The organism is Lacrimispora sanguinis (assembly GCF_044987295.1).
GTDB classification, from domain to species: domain Bacteria; phylum Bacillota; class Clostridia; order Lachnospirales; family Lachnospiraceae; genus Lacrimispora; species Lacrimispora celerecrescens_B.
Map to the genome: position 1 here is coordinate 1253407 of NZ_CP173277.1, position 18009 is coordinate 1271415.

At 37.8% G+C, this 18009-nt stretch carries 24 protein-coding genes and 1 pseudogene; 8 read left to right on the forward strand and 17 right to left on the reverse strand.

The window, feature by feature from the left end; genetic code table 11:
- Positions 1-120: 120 nt before the first annotated feature.
- From ACHZES_RS05860 to ACHZES_RS05915, 12 genes are all read right to left on the reverse strand, one after another.
- Positions 121-903 (reverse strand): SagB/ThcOx family dehydrogenase, encoded by a 783-nt coding sequence (locus ACHZES_RS05860; protein WP_038282760.1) that lies wholly within the window; start codon positions 901-903, stop codon positions 121-123.
- A 194-nt stretch (positions 904-1097) separates the two neighbouring features.
- Positions 1098-1859 (reverse strand): MBL fold metallo-hydrolase, encoded by a 762-nt coding sequence (locus ACHZES_RS05865; protein WP_395548808.1) that lies wholly within the window; start codon positions 1857-1859, stop codon positions 1098-1100.
- 205 nt (positions 1860-2064) lie between these two features.
- Positions 2065-2463: a hypothetical protein gene (locus ACHZES_RS05870; RefSeq protein ID WP_395548807.1), complete on the reverse strand. Its 399-nt coding sequence runs from the start codon at positions 2461-2463 to the stop codon at positions 2065-2067.
- Positions 2464-2525: 62 nt separating this feature from the next.
- A complete protein-coding gene (locus ACHZES_RS05875; protein WP_395548806.1) occupies positions 2526-2852 on the reverse strand; it encodes a tyrosine-type recombinase/integrase in 327 nt (108 codons plus the stop codon).
- 23 nt (positions 2853-2875) lie between these two features.
- The gene (locus ACHZES_RS05880; protein ID WP_395548805.1) at positions 2876-3226 is read right to left on the reverse strand and encodes a hypothetical protein; all 351 of its coding nucleotides are present in this window, start codon (positions 3224-3226) and stop codon (positions 2876-2878) included.
- A gap of 102 nt (positions 3227-3328) precedes the next feature.
- Positions 3329-3793: a DUF6998 domain-containing protein gene (locus ACHZES_RS05885; RefSeq protein ID WP_395548804.1), complete on the reverse strand. Its 465-nt coding sequence runs from the start codon at positions 3791-3793 to the stop codon at positions 3329-3331.
- Positions 3794-3848: 55 nt separating this feature from the next.
- Positions 3849-4247 carry a GNAT family N-acetyltransferase gene (locus ACHZES_RS05890; RefSeq protein ID WP_395548803.1) on the reverse strand — a complete coding sequence of 133 codons (399 nt, stop codon included), beginning with the start codon at positions 4245-4247 and terminating at the stop codon, positions 3849-3851.
- A gap of 155 nt (positions 4248-4402) precedes the next feature.
- Complete coding sequence (locus ACHZES_RS05895; protein ID WP_395548802.1) at positions 4403-4837, reverse strand: hypothetical protein; 435 nt, start codon at positions 4835-4837, stop codon at positions 4403-4405.
- Between the two features lie 482 nt (positions 4838-5319).
- Entirely contained in the window at positions 5320-5640 is a 321-nt protein-coding gene (locus ACHZES_RS05900) for a hypothetical protein (RefSeq protein WP_395548801.1), read from the reverse strand.
- A gap of 216 nt (positions 5641-5856) precedes the next feature.
- Positions 5857-6450 carry a hypothetical protein gene (locus ACHZES_RS05905; protein WP_395548800.1) on the reverse strand — a complete coding sequence of 198 codons (594 nt, stop codon included), beginning with the start codon at positions 6448-6450 and terminating at the stop codon, positions 5857-5859.
- A gap of 27 nt (positions 6451-6477) precedes the next feature.
- Complete coding sequence (locus tag ACHZES_RS05910) at positions 6478-6903, reverse strand: hypothetical protein (RefSeq protein WP_395548799.1); 426 nt, start codon at positions 6901-6903, stop codon at positions 6478-6480.
- Between the two features lie 141 nt (positions 6904-7044).
- Positions 7045-7479: a hypothetical protein gene (locus ACHZES_RS05915; RefSeq protein ID WP_154525626.1), complete on the reverse strand. Its 435-nt coding sequence runs from the start codon at positions 7477-7479 to the stop codon at positions 7045-7047.
- Positions 7480-7827: 348 nt separating this feature from the next.
- On the opposite strand from ACHZES_RS05915, the gene ACHZES_RS05920 reads away from it, so the two are divergent.
- Positions 7828-8181: a hypothetical protein gene (locus ACHZES_RS05920; RefSeq protein WP_038284114.1), complete on the forward strand. Its 354-nt coding sequence runs from the start codon at positions 7828-7830 to the stop codon at positions 8179-8181.
- Positions 8182-8305: 124 nt separating this feature from the next.
- Here ACHZES_RS05920 and ACHZES_RS05925 read toward each other — a convergent pair whose 3' ends face one another.
- The gene (locus ACHZES_RS05925) at positions 8306-8680 is read right to left on the reverse strand and encodes a hypothetical protein (RefSeq protein ID WP_154525628.1); all 375 of its coding nucleotides are present in this window, start codon (positions 8678-8680) and stop codon (positions 8306-8308) included.
- A gap of 329 nt (positions 8681-9009) precedes the next feature.
- Here ACHZES_RS05925 and ACHZES_RS05930 point away from each other — a divergent pair, with 329 nt between their 5' ends.
- Positions 9010-9387, forward strand: a complete 378-nt coding sequence (locus ACHZES_RS05930; RefSeq protein WP_395548798.1) for a YmaF family protein — start codon at positions 9010-9012, stop codon at positions 9385-9387.
- A gap of 397 nt (positions 9388-9784) precedes the next feature.
- Here the strand turns inward: ACHZES_RS05930 and ACHZES_RS05935 are convergent, their stop codons facing one another.
- Both ACHZES_RS05935 and ACHZES_RS05940 read right to left on the reverse strand, forming a co-directional pair.
- Positions 9785-10375: a nitroreductase family protein gene (locus ACHZES_RS05935; protein ID WP_038284147.1), complete on the reverse strand. Its 591-nt coding sequence runs from the start codon at positions 10373-10375 to the stop codon at positions 9785-9787.
- Between the two features lie 548 nt (positions 10376-10923).
- Positions 10924-11037, reverse strand: a pseudogene (locus tag ACHZES_RS05940) (rubredoxin-like domain-containing protein); the annotation flags it as partial.
- A 333-nt stretch (positions 11038-11370) separates the two neighbouring features.
- On the opposite strand from ACHZES_RS05940, the gene ACHZES_RS05945 reads away from it, so the two are divergent.
- Together ACHZES_RS05945 and ACHZES_RS05950 are read left to right on the forward strand one after the other, a co-directional pair.
- Entirely contained in the window at positions 11371-13044 is a 1674-nt protein-coding gene (locus ACHZES_RS05945; RefSeq protein WP_154525632.1) for a S8 family peptidase, read from the forward strand.
- Positions 13045-13492: 448 nt separating this feature from the next.
- Positions 13493-13756: a zinc ribbon domain-containing protein gene (locus ACHZES_RS05950; protein WP_395548797.1), complete on the forward strand. Its 264-nt coding sequence runs from the start codon at positions 13493-13495 to the stop codon at positions 13754-13756.
- A gap of 83 nt (positions 13757-13839) precedes the next feature.
- Here ACHZES_RS05950 and ACHZES_RS05955 read toward each other — a convergent pair whose 3' ends face one another.
- Positions 13840-14394 (reverse strand): GNAT family N-acetyltransferase, encoded by a 555-nt coding sequence (locus ACHZES_RS05955; protein ID WP_395548796.1) that lies wholly within the window; start codon positions 14392-14394, stop codon positions 13840-13842.
- A gap of 162 nt (positions 14395-14556) precedes the next feature.
- Between ACHZES_RS05955 and ACHZES_RS05960 the strand changes: the two genes are divergently transcribed.
- From ACHZES_RS05960 to ACHZES_RS05975, 4 genes are all read left to right on the forward strand, one after another.
- Entirely contained in the window at positions 14557-14886 is a 330-nt protein-coding gene (locus ACHZES_RS05960; RefSeq protein WP_154525634.1) for a winged helix-turn-helix domain-containing protein, read from the forward strand.
- Positions 14887-15181: 295 nt separating this feature from the next.
- Complete coding sequence (locus tag ACHZES_RS05965) at positions 15182-15565, forward strand: hypothetical protein (RefSeq protein WP_166429765.1); 384 nt, start codon at positions 15182-15184, stop codon at positions 15563-15565.
- Between the two features lie 69 nt (positions 15566-15634).
- Positions 15635-15820 (forward strand): alpha/beta-type small acid-soluble spore protein, encoded by a 186-nt coding sequence (locus ACHZES_RS05970; RefSeq protein ID WP_038284125.1) that lies wholly within the window; start codon positions 15635-15637, stop codon positions 15818-15820.
- 18 nt (positions 15821-15838) lie between these two features.
- On the forward strand, positions 15839-16027 hold the full coding sequence (locus ACHZES_RS05975) for a hypothetical protein (RefSeq protein ID WP_038284127.1): 189 nt from the start codon (positions 15839-15841) through the stop codon (positions 16025-16027).
- A 97-nt stretch (positions 16028-16124) separates the two neighbouring features.
- Here the strand turns inward: ACHZES_RS05975 and ACHZES_RS05980 are convergent, their stop codons facing one another.
- Entirely contained in the window at positions 16125-17924 is a 1800-nt protein-coding gene (locus ACHZES_RS05980) for a glycoside hydrolase family 2 protein (RefSeq protein ID WP_154525638.1), read from the reverse strand.
- Positions 17925-18009 lie beyond the last annotated feature (85 nt).

An 18009-nucleotide genomic window follows, 5' to 3' on the forward strand; every position in this document is an offset into this window, starting at 1 on the left:
AATACAATAAATCTTTAAAATAGTTATTTAATTAAATAATTTATTACCTACATTAACTAAAGGGCAAGGCCTGGAAATCACCGATACATACTTCATTGGCAGTATATATTTAGCTTTCATTTATTCTACTTTACCCACAGCAGCAAGGTAAACGACATATTCATTAATACCATCTATGCCAAGTAATTCATCAAAGGCCTCTTGTACATACGCCGCAATTGCACAAGTGCCACATCCGATTCCTTCAGCTGCTAGATATAAATTTTGACATATATGTCCAATATCCAACAACATTAATCGGTGAGCCTCACAATGGTATCGCCATTCTCCACGATATGGAATGCAAGACCATAGAAATACAACGGGTGCTCGCCCAAACCACTTGGATTCGTTTTCATAACCTTCTCCACCATATGCATAAGCAAGTTTCTCTGGTAAACTATCAACATGCTGAATGAAAGCAAGTTTATGTTCTATGGGCATATAAATATAAATGCCTTTTTCCAGACCTTCTACATTATTGATTGCAAGATATGTCTCACTAGAATGTCTTCCACCTGCCGAAGGAACTGGACGTAGTGTTATATGACCTGTATTTTTGTATGCAGGTATAACTTTTTGCACACCTTGAGTTGACCACAACAAAAATGACAATTCTTCTAATGTAATTGGTGTATCTTTATAATTTCGTCTACTTCTACGATTGTTAAAGCAAGTGTATAAATCATTATTCTTAACGATATTTTTATCTACTGTTGGAAGTTCGATGACTTTTAATGTATCATCGATTGTTTTCGTAGCACTTGGTGGTGGCATTCCACGCTCTTGATCAGATGTAAATTCACGTTCAGGAAGATCAAATCCACTTTTCATAAATGCACGATTATCATTAAAATTATCCATATTATGTTCTCCTTATAATCATCAAAAACTCCACGTTGCTCATTCTTACCAACTCATTCAAATTTCACTTTCAATATATTTTTAATTTTATAAAATAACTACTAACTTAAAGTAGCTTTCTTTGTATATTCATTTTTAAGGCTACACATTAAGAGCATCATACGTTACTTACATGTACAATAATAAAAAATATATCACAGCCAAACAGCCCAATCGCCGTAATCAAAGGTACCGCCACCATGATGAAGGTTACCATCGACTTTCAACTGGAGAAAAGCGTCTCGCATACGGCTTAGAATCTCCGGCTGTATATCCAGACTATGATGAGCCGGAAATACTTTTTTCACGGGCAGTGCCGCTATCTTTTCAAGCGATGCGAGATATGCCTGCGGATCGGTGGAAGGGTAATACGCAAACAGCGTATCCTTGTAAACAAGGTCACCAGTAAATAAATACCCACGTTGTAGCTCCCAAAAACACAGATGCCCTGGAGAATGTCCCGGCGTATGTAGTACAGTAATCTTGCGCCCTCCTAGATCGATGATATCACCATCTTTTAGTATCCTTGTAGGCATTCCCTGAAAGAACTTGTAAGTGTTGACATCATAACCCTCCGGTAAATCACATCGGTCTATGACCATTTTCCGGATAGTATTCATTGTCAGTGGAAATTCGCCATTCAGCCAGTTTAGTTCCGCCTCATGCGCATAGAAATCCTGGTAGTATTCATGCCCACCGATATGATCCCAATGGATATGCGTTGCTACGGCAGTCACTGGTTTATCTGTAAGCTTGTTCACTTCTTCGGAAATGTTACTGATGCCAAGCCCGGTATCAATGAGCAAACATCGTTCTTCACCTTCAAGAAGGTAGCAGTGTGTTTCCTCCCAATGGCGGTATTCGCTGATAATGTGAGTACCTGTATCAATTTTATCGAATGTAAACCAGTCTTCCATCTTAATTCCTCCTTTTCGCTGTGTTACAAAAATAATTTGTTTAAATCACCATACTTAATAGCTATTAATATTAAGCTTTCAAAATTCAGAGATACTAGATACGTAAAACATTCTATTACTAAAATAAAAAGCGGATTTTAAGTTCAGCTTACATGAAGAATTTAATTATCCGGATCGTTAGCAGTCCATGATTACTACAATAAGTTTAATTTACGCGAAGTTGTTGTTTACTCTGTTCAGCAAACCAATCATCAACTGCTTGCTTACTAAAATATAGCCGGTCATTAAGCTGAACATAAGGAAACCCTGGCCATTTTCCATTCAAAATACTATTTACTAAATCGGAGCGAAGTTCATTATTCATATTGTCATAGTTATCGCCATAACTTTCGCTATTGTTTTCATCATAAGACGGGTAAATACCTAAATATTGCTTCAAATCATCAATTCCCATTAGGTCTGGATAAGTATTGCTATTCGTTATACTACCGACAAAATTGCCCTGCATAGGACGATCAGCAATAACGTTTGCAAAAATCAATGCTGCAATACATAAAATTAAAGGAAAGCTATTTTTCCAGTCCCAGTTTTTGTCTAACTTCATTTGAACCTCCTAATAAAATCAATCTTTTATTTTATGAACTTTCTTTCCTCCATTCTACCACATTACTTTCCGTATACAAACGACATTCTCTGTTTTCCAGCCTCAATATTTTTCTTTTCCAAACACGCATATCTTTCTGTGATTCGTAGATCACTATGACCAAGCTGACTTGATACCTCCAATAATGCTTGGCTTTTATCCGGTGCATTTGTAATATACTGATAGGCCATTGTTTTTCTAAGCCCATGAGTCCCTATCTTCTGCTTAATACCGGCATCTTTTCTTACGCTCTCCATTATCTTCCACCACTCTTTAGGGTTAATGCTCCCGCCCTTTTGACTTCTAAAGATGTAGGTATCAAGATCCTGCTCCGAATCATAGTTATTCAACCATGACAACCAATCAGATAGTACTATTTCAAAATCATCGTTCCAGGATAGTTCAATGTGTTTGGCCTTGACGATTTCTCTCCACCTCGTAGACCTACATTGATAGCGCAGACAAACATTGTGAGGTTCCGCCTTGCAATTTTCTCCTTTGATAAAGAGGAAGCGTTTTCAATTTTGTCTTGGAATATCTTATATATCGCAATGATTTCCTCACGTTCATATAAGCACTCCATTTTGGTAGATTCTCTTGTGCCGGTCTTCATCTTAGAACCAAAACGCAAATCTGGTGTTCCATCCGCTTTAATATGAGGATACTGGATCACGTCTGCACTCTTATTTTCAATTATACTACGGCTTTCCTGCATAGCTAACATATTGACTACCTCCTTATAATTCATGGCACTATAAAAGGCACTGGATTATTATTCTCCAATGCCCTATGTACTACTTATAAGTTCGTGTATAAATCTCCCATTTTATATTCGTACTCTTTTGTTAATTCGATATTCCATCTCATCTTTGTTTAAATTTTCTAATTTAGCTATGGATATAGAACGTCCATTTTTATTTTCCTTGCCTGCACCATGCCAAGCTGTCTTTCCCCTGCCATTATATATTTCTTTTATTTCCTCATTATCAGTCAGCTTTAATACCAATAAATAATCAGGTTCACTGGATATGTTTATTTTCTTTCCCTGGGTGATTTTTATTTGTATATATTTCTCATCTAATGTTATTGCATCATGCGTTTTATATGATGCAGGAAGTAATTCTATATCATACTCATAAGCTGCTATGACCTCGCCTATGCTCCCCATCAAATGACCATCTAAAGTAAAAGAACGGTCGAATCGTTTATTCAAATCTGACGCTATATGCACAAGCTGCTTTACTTGCTTATAAAGATAATTAATATCGCTAAGATCGTACTTTTCACTCACAGTATATCCCCCTAAATCTTAGATTTTATACCTTTTTTATTAGGCCAAAATTCGCTCACTCATTTTTTCTCCATACGCCTCCGGGACATGAAGAAAAACCACATTTTTCATAAAAGTTGCAGTTAGCTTCTTCGAATGTTACTGTTACAATGGAAATTCCCCTTAATTCTGCTTCTTGTAGTAACCTTTTCACAAGTGCATTACCAATACCTTTTCCCTGGTAACTTGAATGAACAATAATATCCTCAAGATATCCGTGTTCTATACCTGGGCCTACCATACAACCAAATGCAATCAGACTATTATTCTTATCCCGTAAACCTGCCCAAAATAAACAATGATCGAATAAAGCGGGATAGTCTTCATCTCTTCGTTCCCAGCCTACAGTTTCTCGAAGTTCGGGAACCTCATGATCTTTGATTTGTAAATTTATCAAAACGTTATAACTTTCCATTTTACAATACCTCTTTATTTTTCATAAGTTACAAATGTTCAATGAAGAACGCGGTTTACTGCCCTGTAGTACATCTGAATTAATTTATACATAAGGCATTCCCGGCGCCTTTACCCTACAACAGGCGAATAGTATTAGTACTTAGCAGAAGAAACTCAAATTTCATCAGTAAATTTTGACCAATCAACACCACAATATTTAGACTTTAATGTATCAAGTTTGCTCCTCATGTCAGATATTTTTACATACGAATACCGTTCCTGTCTTAAGCTTCCATCTTCATATCTTATCAATAATAATATATTTTTATTTTTTCCATCTCTATAGGTTCTACCTGAAATGGAATATCGCTTTTCCTGTTCACATTTATTTATCCACTCTACCCTGATATTGGCTCTGTCAAGAAATTCTGATAACTCCTTTTGTCTATCAGCAATATCTTTTTCAAATAATCTTTTGTGTTCTATTACATCCTTTTCGTAATATATGCTTTTGTCATAATCTGAATATCTCAAATTATGTCGTGGAAGAAAATCTATAACATAATACGGCTGTTCTAAAAGCTTCTCTACCTGCTGTTCTCTATCCAAATTATCCCTCCTGCAATATCTCCTTTTTATATAACAAATATTACCTTAGAAACTACCAACTATCAATATTAAGTTTTCAATGTTCCATAATACGTTAAATATTAATTTTGCTTACATTTCATATAGCATGTGCTTCCTATAGACAAAAACGGAAAAGTTATATACGCTAAAAATCCATTTGAACAAAATAAAAATTAGTTTATTGATCTCTTATTGAAATCCCATAGTTAGCCTAATTTATTTTTTTCTATTTATTTCCTTAATATTTTTTTAGATTATGCTCATATTAATATTGTGTTCAATAACACATCATTATAAAACGGAGGTGTCAAGCTATGGACGGCAATGCGGAAACAACAGTTTAGCTGTTAGCGAAGTGTTGTTAACAGCTTAACCCTTAGTTCGAAAAATGTCCCCAAAATTAATTTGGGGGCATTTTTCTCTATATCTTATGATTCCAGTACAAAGAAATGATTGTTTCATTAGTTTTCATTCAAATATGGATTGTCTTTTAATAATTTATTGCAACCCTTGGCAAGTAAATACTGCTTCCATTTTAGCCTATCAGTGTTATTCATCGAAAAATTAATCTCCAATCCACTCTCTTTCAAAGTTAATTCATCAATAATATCTTCGTAAGGCTCTTCTTTGGTGCCAAGTCCCCATGTAGTTGTGATATCGTAGTTGATTTCATTCCATTCTTTGTTTCTAACAATATTCTCAATTTTAACTGGTTTAAAAATGTCGGTTATGATAAAGATAATTTCCTCATCAGTTAAACTCATAAAATCCCTATATCTCATATTTCACCTCTTTTCATGAAACACTTATTTTATCAGTAATTTATCAAGTTGTATTATTTTTATCAAATAGAAGAAGCTATGAACCGACTTTTAAATCAGCACATAGCTTCTTCGTTAAAACAAGCATTCCTAAAACATTTAAGTTTAGTAGGGTTGTAAATAAAGTTATATCATTTGTTGTACCTCAGAATTTCATTACTATTACGAAAAATAGATTTACTTATTTATTAATGTATCTATTACATTGTCTTTTTTAGAGAGATACCAAGAAAGACAATACTCTAAATCCATTTTATATTGGTCAGCTATCTTGTCAAATCCCCACCTTTTTTGCTGGTCGGATTCCTTTTCCATTTGGGTTTTAAAATTCTGCTTTTCATGTACATCTTCAGTTTCAAGTATCCGAGAAGCGATTCTCCGGACGGAAGACGGTTCCTCTCCTGGGGCATTTTGTTCCCTTAAATGCACACTCAGCGCTATCATTTCAACCGCAGAGGCATTTTCTGGATTTACATTATTCACATAAATTTTACTCGTAAAATTATTCCCTTGCTTATCCCTTCCTATAGCCAGAATGACAGGATTCTCTTTTGTAGAAGTATCATCATACTTCATATGCAGAGGCTGATTTGTTAGACAATGAACCACGCTATACAAATAATCAGGTCTTAGATTATCAACGTTTTCCTCTGGCCTTATCTCTTTTATTTCCGAAGAAGTATTCATTTGAAAAATATTATCTTCAACCTTTCTGGCAGTTGGATAACTTAGGGGTTTTGTTACATAGTTATTGCCAATGGTTAAGCTCATTTATAAACCTCCAATATCATATATCGTTTAGTATGTAACTGTACCAGATTTCTCTATAGTATTGTATGGAGAACCATAAGAAGTAACTTTAACTCTAAACGTATGTTTTCCCGACGTAACAGGCCCACAGTCATAATAGCGTTCAAAACCAATCGGCGTGCCGGCATAATTTTTAATTACATCGTACCAAAATTCTTTTGTATTAACATTATCGTATGTGGCAACCGAGCCCCCATGGCCCATTGTTCTTACTACAAAATATACATGACCATTCATAGAATCTAGAGCAGGACTTCCAAAGTTTTTATTCCAAACTCCTTTTTCTGTAATAGTCACACTTGAGACCGGTTGCAGCGGCGCCGCAAAAGCAGTCATTGAAAATACCATTAAAATAGAAATCGTGATTAATAATAAACTCCCATAAATATTACCATATTTATCCAATAAGTTCAAGTGTCGGTGTTAGTCGCCAAGCCGTATATAAAAAATCAAACAAGAACCCTTATCAGTTTACGCCCCTTTACAGTCAACCGGGACACAAGACTATATAGAAAAGATGGGAAAATCCTTATAAATTCCTGATTTCATCTGATCCTATTCATCTTCTTCGTTTTCTATTTCTTTAATTTCTTGTTTTGCCCACTCCTGAATATCATTAAGGCGTTTAATTCTTAATTCTTTATATTCAGAATCAGAAGTTGTATCAGAAAGATGATCTATATCATATTCCCCTTCATCATATTTTTCTGGATAATCACACATAATTCTTCGTATTTCATCCCTTACCCACATTGGGATACAATCTGGAATTACATATTCATTTCTGCCTGCATATTCGACTTCTAGTAATCCTCCGTTTACACTCATGCATAGAGCAGCCCCAAGAAGCGCTAAACTCTCTATCGTTCCATAGCTTAACTTATGGTCATGATAATTAAAAGGAAATGTGCATAGACACCCATATCTATAATCATCATAGCCAAATCTCACATATTTTTCCAAACCTAACGGGTATCTTGTTTCTCCCATGGTACTCCTCCTTTGAAGTTGTGGGTTTATTGGTTAACAGATTTCCAATTATCAAAGCTATCTTTTCGACAGTACGTCAGGTATTTCCCTGTCAGGCTGTACACATAAACTGATCCAGTTTTCGGATTTTCAAGTATGTACTTAGTGCCTTTTTTCGGATACCCGCCTTTTCATAATACCAACACTTGCTTATACGATTTATCTCTTAAATTACTCCCCTATATAATCTCACACTAATCTCACATTATCCCTGCAATATAAAGACTATGAATTAGGGCTTGTGTCAAAAAGATTTATATTGAATATTATAATATTGTAAGTAAGTATTTAAGGGGGCGCAAAACTGTTATGAAAGTTCAGGAAAAAGAATTAGAAGAATTGAAAGAGGATGTATTAAGAGATATAGAGGGAAAATCAGATGATGAAATAATGGAAATATTAAGAAAAAATTTTAATATTGATTGGGACATTCCTAGATGCTGTGATCAGAGACCATGTAAAAATTGGTATGCTCAAGTTTTCACTTACTGCAGCACAAGAGAGTTAGAGAGAGAATTAAATTTTTTCTTGTTCTTAATCAACCTTTTTGGTCACATCTTTGGTTTTTGCTTCAACCAAGAGAGTACAGTTTTTTTAGGCTGTACATGCCCTTGTGGTAATAAACAAATCATTCTTTATTATACAATTGTATTTAAGGATTAATAATCTTTCTATTGATGGTGTTTGAGGTTTCCCCTGGTCATTTGCCGGGGGAATTCTTTTGTTTTATTGAGTAAAATTTGAATTCTATAAAAAGCGGGCCCGGAAAAACGAAGCCCGCTCTAGACTATTTTACATAATCTTCATACTCTTCATAATCTTCATACTCTTCATAATCATCATACTTTTCACATTCGTCACATTCATTTTCTTTCCGTCTGCATTTTCTGCAACCGTCTTTAAAACCTCTCCAGTAAGCTTCTTTTAGTGCTTTTTGGAACCATTCGAAGTCCTTACCATGATCATGATCACATTCACATTCATGTTTGGGTTTGCATTCACATTCATGTTTGGGTTTGCATTCACATTCATGTTTGGGTCTGCATTCACATTCATGTTTTGGCTTACATTCACATTCATGTTTTGGCTTGCATTCACATTCATGTTTGGGTTCACATTTCTCAAAACATTCACATCTACATTTAAAAGTATCGCTACTCATATACTTAGACTCCTTTCATGTTGTACTACACAATATTATATGGGACAAGTAGACAAGGTGTGTATTCGGAGAATGGCTTATACAGAAAGTGGACCCAGGTCAAAGCCCCGGAGCCCACTAAAATAAGGAAGATGAATAAATGAATCGCATAGTATATTATATGTAATAGTCCCTGGTTTGTACTATAGGATATGAGTTATTGGACAAGATCGTTAACGATGGATATGAAGTGGCAGACAAACTCAGAAACAACACCTTACTGTTTTAACTTCATATAATAATTACGAAAGCAAAGTTTTCAAAATATTGGAGTTCAGGAGTAAATCAATATGAATGACTATACCCAAAATTGGTTTAATGAGGATTGTTGTTGCGATTGCCATGAAAAGCAGTCACATGTTCATGAAGTTCAAGGAAGTGTACAAATAGCAGAGCGTCAGCAGGATCCCCATAATCATCGCTTTGCTACGGTTTCTGGTGAAGCAATCCCTGCAGGTAAGAACCAGAACCATTTTCATGAAGTAAAATTTAGAACGGATTTTTATGAAGATCATTATCATGAATTTTGTTGCAAGACATCTGGTGCAATTCCTGTTGGGGACAGACATGTCCATTTTCTGGCATCCGTAACAGAAGTGAATGAAGGTCACTTTCATGAATTTAGAGTTGCTACCTTGATTGATGATCCGATCGGCAAAGAAGCCTAAGATTTGTCCACCACATTTCAAACTGCATTTAAATTCTTTTGAGATGTGGTGGCTTAAGTAAAACAATTGTTTTCCAATCACCTCACCTTAAAATATGTGTAAAATAATGACTGAAACCCTGTAATAACTTGCTGTTTAGTGTCGTATTTTCAGACATTAACACCTAATCCACAAATGTTTCCACAACATTGTGGATAAGTGTCACATTGTATATAATAAGTTCAATCAAAAACGCCCATCGTACAAATTCCGACAGGCGTTTTATAAAGGAGGCACAGTATGAACAAATAACTATGGATTATTATGTCGTAGGCATTTAAAACCTTCACACCAATAAGATATAAAACTTCGACATGTCCTGTGACTATCTTTGATATCTTTTTTAAATTAAATGCATTTATACTCTCCACTCAACTACATCTTCCATATTTTTACGGGGGCGAGGTCTGGGGCATTCATCCGAATAACCAAAAGACATGGCTGCAGTCAATGTTCCTTCTGTATTTAACCATCTGCTCAATTCTTCATATGCAAAGTAAATATCACAAATCCATAAACTTCCCAAACCTAATTCTGTAGCTGTAAGTGTCATGTTTTCCATGGCGGCGCCTATGGATTGACTATTACAAATTTCATAAATTCTATCTTCCTGATTAAGATGATCCGATAATTCAATACCCAAAGGATTGGTTACAAATACGGTTATCGGAGCTTGCTCCATAATTTCTAAAGTATATTCAGCCCCTGCCAAATGCTGCTTGCTATTAGGAAGCTGAGGCACGCCTTCTCTCTCCCGTAAAAGGCCTTGCTTCATTGACAAAAGCATATCGTTTTTTGAATGGCCGCTTACAACCGTAAATTTCCAGGGTTGCCTATTCTTTGACGATGGCGCAAGTCTTCCTGCATTTAAAATTTCCTCAATCATTTCTTTCGGAATAGCTGTATCTTTAAACTTTCGTATGCTGCGTCTATTTGATATTGATTTAATCATTTAATCCTCCTATTCATTTTCTACAATGTTTGTACGAAACTTAAAGGGTACTTACAATCGCTTTACGTTACAATAAGTCCCACATTAATTCAAACACTTGCTCCATACCATTTTATCTAAAAAGCCACAAACTATCAATATACACTTAATTGTATATAACAATAACCTGGGGCTGAGAACGTTTTATCTTAATCATCGGCCCCCCACTGCCCTCCACTCCTCCCATGAACAGCAAAAACACCGGGTTTTCTTGTAAATACAAGATTTCCCGGTGTTCTCATCTTTCATAAGATATAAAAGCAGTTCTTACGGCACTTTTACTACAATTAATATTTACCCAATTTCATATGTCCTGCAAGTTCTGTTTTTGATCTTTGTTTAATTACCCATGCTTCATCCTTAGCCTGAGTGAAAGCGGATACACATTTAGGATCTAAATTGTCCTCAATTCCTTCCTGGCTTAATGCAATGATTTTTTCTGCTAATGTAATGATTTCCATATGAATGGCATTGGTACGGTCAGAACGATATATTTTCTCCGCATCCTCGTCACTGAGCTCTTCAAATTTCTCAGCACCCATTTTACACTTTGGACATTTTTCCGGTGCAGTCTCTCCTTCATGAACATAACCACATACTGTACATCTAAATAATTTCATAAAAATATACCTCCTTAGTTGAAAGAAAATTTTATACCTAATACCTATTATTTTACCTGCTACGCTATATTTGTCAATCTATATTAGATATATTGTCATTTTTATTTTATAATTCTGTCAAATTTAGATTCTCCTTCCAGCAGTCTAAGGGTTCTACTATAGATGAAATATCGAGAAAATTTCGGCCTCCAGCAGTCAGCAGGATAGACAACCACAATGTCAAAATCTTTAATAGAACAAGAATAAAACAAACCTCTATGCTGCTCATAATAGCACTCCTGCTGCATAATATAAAACAAATGCTCCTTTTGAATCAGACCTGGAGGCTGAAATTTGGAAAAGATACTGGACAATGACTACTTTGATCTTATTATTAACAATGTTTCAATCCCCTTGTATGGTTCCGGGGATAACATTACTACGCTGAATTTCAGGCACTCTCTACTTAATATCCCTAAGACAAACTCAGATCCCTGCAACCTGGGCACTTATCCTTATCACAATTTTCCTACTCTTTATGTGCCAACATCTACTATCAGCATCGAAAAATCAGGAATCGGGACCGTACAGAGAAATCCTTTCTTAGGTTTATTTGGGCAGGGGATCCTCGTTGGGGTCATAGATACAGGAATTGATTACCAACACCAGGCTTTTCTCTATAATGATGATACCACCAGAATCCTTTCTATCTGGGACCAAACCATACAGAACGGTCCTATTCCAGAAGGCTTTACATTTGGTACTGAATATAAGAAAGAAATTATCAATCTTGCCCTGAAAGCAGAAAACCCCTTATCCATTGTACCTTCCGTTGACACCAATGGCCATGGTACGTCTATTGCTAGCGTGATCGCCGGCAAGCCAAATGCCGATGGATCCTTTTCCGGCGTTGTTCCAGAATCCGAACTGGTGGTTGTAAAGCTGAAAGAGGCAAAGCAAAATCTGAAAGAAATTTTTTTTGTACCTGAAAGCACCCTTTGCTTTCAGGAATCTGATATTATACTTGGAATACGCTACTTAATTTCCTATGCGCAAAGCGTTAGCCGTCCTGTGGTCATATGCATCGCCCTTGGCAGCAGCAGTGGCGGGCATGACGGCAGCGGCGCGCTTAGTAATTACTTAAACTACCTGGGAAGACTTCCCGGCATCGGCCTTTCTGTTTCAGCAGGGAATGAAGGGAATAACCGCAGGCATTATTTTAACAACACGACGGAGCCCCCTTTTTACAATGACTTTGAATTAAGAGTCGGAGAAAGGGATCAATCATTTTCCATGGAAATATGGCCTTATGCTCTTGGACGGTTTGCCGTTGACGTTTCCACACCAAACCGGGAATCCACTCAGCTGATTTATCCTACCATTGGCTCTTGCAGAATGTTCAACTTCATTTTTACCCCAAGTATGCTCTGGGTGAATAATTTTATATTTGAAGAGGAAACCGGGGATCAGCTCATATTGCTGCGTTTTAGGAATGCCCTGCCCGGAGTCTGGAGCATCCGGATCCAAAGCATTGATAATGAGCCCATATCCTTTCACTCCTGGCTTCCTGCAGGAGATATTATTTCCAATGAAACCTTTTTTCTCAATCCGAATCCGGATACCACGATAACGTCTCCCGGCAATGGTCTCCATCAGCTGACGATCACTGCCTATAACCAGCTTAATGACAGCATCCTCATCGAATCAAGCAGGGGTTATACAAGAAGTGGACTGGTCAAACCAGATATCGCAGCCCCCGGATACCAGCTTCCCTGCGCTACCTTAAGGAATCAGTATGGAACCATTACAGGAACAGGGGCCGCCGCCGCTCATACGGCCGGCGCCATTGCCATGATCCTGGAATGGGGTATTTCCAGAGGAAATTATACTTCCATGACCGGATACGATGTCAACCGCCTTATTATAAGAGGGGCCCGGCGGGAAGGGGCTAGCACTTTTCCAAACAATGTATGGGGATATGGCCAGTTGGATGTGAACAATCTGTTCCGAAGGCTTACCAATGTTTAATCTGTCTGTCCGGATCGGCATAAGTGTGCCCCCTTCTATATAAAACTAGAAGGGGGCACACTTAAAAATTTGGATTTTATGCGTCGATCAATTCATTAAGGATATGTGATATTTAAACTTCCTGTAAAACTTCCATATAATAACAGCGGGCATACTGAAAAACAGATATAGTGTGGACGCCCCACCTATGATCGCATAAACAACAATCAGTAAAACAATAATGGCATTCATATATCACCCCTCCTTTTCTATCTTTATTTTAGTAAGAATTACCAAAAAAAGGAATAGATGAATGACAATCTTAACACCATCTTAACAACACGAATCCGATATCAGAAGACAGGCATTGCCGTTGACAATCCACATGGCTCTCCTTTATAATGAAGTTAGCTTGTATTAACAATATAAGCTAACTGTTGATGAGTTATTATACGAAAGGATGATAAATATGGCGGAAGTAACAATGTGTCAAAGCTGTGGTTTACCTTTTAACAAAGAACACTCTCATTTCATTGCAACAGAGCCTGATGGAAGTAAAAGCATTTATTGCACGAATTGTTATAAAGACGGAAAATTTATAGATTCTGATCTGACGATGGAAGAAATGACTGAGATGATTGTACCTATCTTAGGCAGGACTTTTGGTGAGGAAGAAGCAAGAAAAGAAGTTACAGCTGTGCTGCCGACTCTTATACGTTGGAAAAAATCATAAGCTACGCATCAAAAAGCTGCTGACTTAGTCTTTACGGACAGTCAGCAGCTTTTCTATTTCCAATCATGATTCCATGAGATAAATTAGTTTCTGTCAGAAGCTAATAAGGCATAATAACAGTGATCACATACCCCTTGATTATTACGGCCTGACTGCCGCATTATCCCTTCATATCTCATACCGCATTTTTCCATAACTCCTCCGGAATGGGGATTCTGGGGATCATACCTGGCTTCTATTCGGTTCATTCCTACCTCATCAAATAAATAATTCATGACTCGATTCAGCGCTTCAGAGGTGATTCCCTTGTGCCACCACTTACGGCCAATGCAATACCCTATCTGGGCTAAGGCAATGCTATCATCCCGGTATACTACACCTATGGATCCAATAGGTTCATTAGGGATTTCTCTTAAAGCGATTGCCCACTGATAATTATCAGGCCTGGAATAACCGTTTATCCAGCCATTCAATACCATCCTACTGACAGCAACCTCTTCATGGGTCGGCCATGTTAGATATTTTGTAACTTCGATATCAGAAGCCCAATTTTTATACATTGCTTCCGCATCTTCTAAGGTGAATCTCCTCAATACCAATCGCTGAGTTTCCAAATACTCCGTCCCAATGTGCTTCATGTTTTCCCCTTCCTTCCATCTATAAAATCATAATACCTAAAAAACAGTTGATGGTCAATATGAATCGTTCAACGTAATCCAGCAAACTATTTTTTCTTTCATTCATATTCCTCTTGCCACAAATCCAAAATCTCTGTATAGTAAATCTGAGGTGATGAAAACATGCGCGTAATTACAAGAACAAGAATTGGTAAAGATAAAATTTTTATTGGCAAGGGCGTAAAAGAAATGTTAGATGCCATTGAAGAGTGTAAATCCATTAAAAAAGCAACGGAACAAACAGGAATCTCCTATCCGAAGGCCATTCGAATGATTCGGACTCTGGAAGAAGAACTGGGATTTCCTGTTGTTATCTCTGAAAAGGGCGGAAATGAACACGGAGGAACACGTTTAACGGAAAAAGGAAAAGAAGTCCTTGAGACTTATCGGAGAATTGAAAAAGCCGTGGAAGAATATGCAGAGAAACTGGTGGAACAGGAATTTCGTTTTTAAGAGGCAGGGCTTAATGATCTGCCTCTTAATGATATTTCCAAAAGGTATAATTTTTCAGCCGCTGCGCATACTCAACTCGTGAGGTGATCATATGAAACTTTTGAGTCTCTGCGAGATTATTTTTCGGTGCGCTTTATTTGCATTGGCCGTATATCATGTTTTTAAAAGGGAATTTAAGATAATGAAATCCGTTATCTTAGTATTTGTATTGTCCTTTTTACCTGGATTTCTAGATGCCGTATTTCATATAAGAATTGATGGCTTCAGCATCTTCGTATATCTTATCATCTTATTCATGGCATTATATCTGGGCAGCTCGCTCCATTTTTATGATAAATATAAATGGTGGGATCGGGCGATCCATTTCCTGTCCGGAGTTGCGTTTGTGGGCTTTGGAATTGCATTGACTGGTACAAGCTCCGGCGTTATAAAATATGTGATCCTGTTGTTTGGTTTTACGTTTTCCATAACACTTCATGTAATTTGGGAAGTGCTTGAATATATTACCGATTGTATCACTCATAGTAATGCACAGCGCTGGCAAAAGATCCATACCTCTCATAATCATGTATCTGAAAAAGCACTTCAGCCTGCCGGTCTTGTGGATACAATGAATGATGCGATCTGCTGCATAACTGGTGCCGTTCTTTCCATCCTTGTCTGGTGGTTTATTATTTAGCTTTATGCTTCTGAATATTATTTCTAAAAGTTCTCATAATAGTTATAAAACGAATTGAGGTGATTCTATATGCCAAACAGAAATATCATTCCGGAAGCAAGGGAGGCTCTTGACCGTTTTAAGTATGAAATCGCCGAAGAAACCGGCTTCCCTATAAAAAGTAATGATTATAGTAACATGACATCTTATCAATATGGTTATATGGTTAAAAAGATGATAGAGGAACAGGAAAAACAGATCATGGAAAGATCTTAATATCTAAGAGGTTTAAAGATGGGAAATTATACAAGCGGTGCGGAATTGCCGGTAGGGTTAGGTCTGGCACTTGAAGAATATAAAGCAATGGACTATTTTTTCTCCTTACCTACCCAAGCTCAGCAGCAGATTATCGATCATACGCAAACAGTACAATCCAAAGAAGAAATGCTTTCGTATGTGCAGTCTATCGTAGCAGCGAAATAAAAGAAACAAATCTCCAATAAAAAGCAGCAGCCACTCTTTAAAAAGGGCAAATACCCGATAAAAGAGTGACTGCTTTTTCTCTGACAGGAGGAGTATGTTATCGGAGTTCATCTCTCCAAAACGCGATTCTCTTCTCATTTATTTCCTTTATCTTATCAGACTCCACCTTAAAGTTTCTCCTGATATCCATTAGTCCATTGACTTCCTGCTGCACATCCGTGACCTGGGTGTAGCAATAGCCGCATACATAGGGGATCTCCTTAATGGCTGTCGTAATACTGTCAAACCTCTTTAAAAAGTCCTCTTTTGTATTGACCTTGTTCCCATACCCCCAGCCTTCTTTGTCACTGTCAAACGCGATTCCGCCAAATTCACTGATTATCACCGGCTGCCCCTTGTATGAAAATCCGTTGGCAAAGGCTGATTTAGAGGTGGAGTGATAAACCTCCGTCGTTAGTATCTCATTCTTGTATTCTGTATAACGTTTCTTTAGCACTTCCCCCTTCTCTTCATAATCGTGAAGGGTGATAATATCTGAAACCGTATGCTCCCAGCCGTCATTTACAATCACCGGCCGGTACTTGTCAATGCTTTTCGTCAGGTGATAAATCCCTTCCGTAAAATGCTGTTGGCTTCTGTTGGTCTCAACCTGAGGAACGCCCCAGGATTCATTGATCGGCGTCCATGTAATAATGGAAGGATGATTATAATTCTGCTTTACAATATCCAGCCATTCCCTTGTAAACAACTCCACCGCACGGTCGGAATAAACATAAGCAGCAGGTGCCTCACTCCATACCAGCATCCCCTTAACGTCACACCAGTAAAGGAATCTTTCATCCTCTGTCTTCTGGTGCTTCCTCAAACCGTTGTACCCAAGTGCATGAATTTTATCAATATCTTCGATCAATGCCTCCTCATCCGGCGGCGTCAAATGGGTTTCTTCCCAATATCCCTGGTCAAGGATCAACCTCTGATATAACGGTGCCCCATTCAAAAGAATGTTGGGACCATCGATCCGGATCTCCCGCATACCAAAGTATGAACCAACCTCATCACATACTTCTCCATCGTACCGGGTATGGAAGCTGATATCATATAGTTGGGGTTCCGCCGGGGTCCATGTACGGATCCCCCACGGATTTTCTGCCTCGGCTGCTTCCAGATCAATGAAAGCCTTTGTGGGATTTTTCCCTATGCCGTCCAGAGTCCTTGCCACAAGCCTGCCTTCAAAGCTTACAACCGCCTCTACCTCTAACCTTCTCCCATCCAGGGGTTTGGGACAGTCTACGGTATACTCCAGTTCAAGCCTGCCTTCCGGTAAATTGGGAGTCATTTTCACCGATTTTAAGCTGACCTCCGGTACATACTCCATCCATACGGTCTTCCAGATTCCTGTCGTCTGCACATACCAGCAACCAAAATTTTCAGAAACCCACCGCTGTTTCCCCCTTGGCTGCTGGGGATCCAAATGATCTTCTGCTTTTACAACTACAAGGTTCTCCCCATCCGTTACAAGGTTCGTGATATCAAAGGAAAAACGGGAATATCCGCCTTCATGCATACCGGCAAATTGCCCATTGATCCATACCTTTGTCAGGAAGTCACTTCCCTCGAAATGCAGAAACAGCTTATTTCCCGATAATTTCTCTTTTTCCGCCTGAAACCTGCGGCCATACCACACAAAATGGTGCACCCCTTCGTCATGGATATTACTTTTCTTTGTTTCGTAAGTAAAGGGCACACATATCTCTTTCTCCGTATGGAACCCCTCATACCAGCTTTGAACTTCACCCTGATTGTCATCATCAAAACTGAAGTCCCAAATACCGTTTAAATTGATCCATTCCCTACGGACAAACTGTGGTCTTGGATAGTCCTTTTGATAGCATAGCATGTAATAATTCTCCTTTCCTCTTTCCTGCCTGCCTTTTGGTACAAAGATATACCTGCTTTTGGCATTTAGGCATTCCTGTAAGGTA

What these genes read in the sequence shown, in the direction of transcription:
- ACHZES_RS05860 (WP_038282760.1), bottom strand. Translation starts at nt 903, where the DNA reads ATGGATAATTTTAATGATAATCGTGCATTTATGAAAAGTGGATTTGAT.
- ACHZES_RS05865 (WP_395548808.1), bottom strand. Translation starts at nt 1,859, where the DNA reads ATGGAAGACTGGTTTACATTCGATAAAATTGATACAGGTACTCACATT.
- ACHZES_RS05870 (WP_395548807.1), bottom strand. Translation starts at nt 2,463, where the DNA reads ATGAAGTTAGACAAAAACTGGGACTGGAAAAATAGCTTTCCTTTAATT.
- ACHZES_RS05880 (WP_395548805.1), bottom strand. Translation starts at nt 3,226, where the DNA reads ATGTTAGCTATGCAGGAAAGCCGTAGTATAATTGAAAATAAGAGTGCA.
- ACHZES_RS05890 (WP_395548803.1), bottom strand. Translation starts at nt 4,247, where the DNA reads ATGGAAAGTTATAACGTTTTGATAAATTTACAAATCAAAGATCATGAG.
- ACHZES_RS05900 (WP_395548801.1), bottom strand. Translation starts at nt 5,640, where the DNA reads ATGAGATATAGGGATTTTATGAGTTTAACTGATGAGGAAATTATCTTT.
- ACHZES_RS05905 (WP_395548800.1), bottom strand. Translation starts at nt 6,450, where the DNA reads ATGAGCTTAACCATTGGCAATAACTATGTAACAAAACCCCTAAGTTAT.
- ACHZES_RS05915 (WP_154525626.1), bottom strand. Translation starts at nt 7,479, where the DNA reads ATGGGAGAAACAAGATACCCGTTAGGTTTGGAAAAATATGTGAGATTT.
- ACHZES_RS05920 (WP_038284114.1), top strand. Translation starts at nt 7,828, where the DNA reads ATGAAAGTTCAGGAAAAAGAATTAGAAGAATTGAAAGAGGATGTATTA.
- ACHZES_RS05925 (WP_154525628.1), bottom strand. Translation starts at nt 8,680, where the DNA reads ATGAGTAGCGATACTTTTAAATGTAGATGTGAATGTTTTGAGAAATGT.
- ACHZES_RS05930 (WP_395548798.1), top strand. Translation starts at nt 9,010, where the DNA reads ATGAATGACTATACCCAAAATTGGTTTAATGAGGATTGTTGTTGCGAT.
- ACHZES_RS05950 (WP_395548797.1), top strand. Translation starts at nt 13,493, where the DNA reads ATGGCGGAAGTAACAATGTGTCAAAGCTGTGGTTTACCTTTTAACAAA.
- ACHZES_RS05955 (WP_395548796.1), bottom strand. Translation starts at nt 14,394, where the DNA reads ATGAAGCACATTGGGACGGAGTATTTGGAAACTCAGCGATTGGTATTG.
- ACHZES_RS05960 (WP_154525634.1), top strand. Translation starts at nt 14,557, where the DNA reads ATGCGCGTAATTACAAGAACAAGAATTGGTAAAGATAAAATTTTTATT.
- ACHZES_RS05965 (WP_166429765.1), top strand. Translation starts at nt 15,182, where the DNA reads ATGGCATTATATCTGGGCAGCTCGCTCCATTTTTATGATAAATATAAA.
- ACHZES_RS05970 (WP_038284125.1), top strand. Translation starts at nt 15,635, where the DNA reads ATGCCAAACAGAAATATCATTCCGGAAGCAAGGGAGGCTCTTGACCGT.
- ACHZES_RS05975 (WP_038284127.1), top strand. Translation starts at nt 15,839, where the DNA reads ATGGGAAATTATACAAGCGGTGCGGAATTGCCGGTAGGGTTAGGTCTG.
- ACHZES_RS05980 (WP_154525638.1), bottom strand. Translation starts at nt 17,924, where the DNA reads ATGCTATGCTATCAAAAGGACTATCCAAGACCACAGTTTGTCCGTAGG.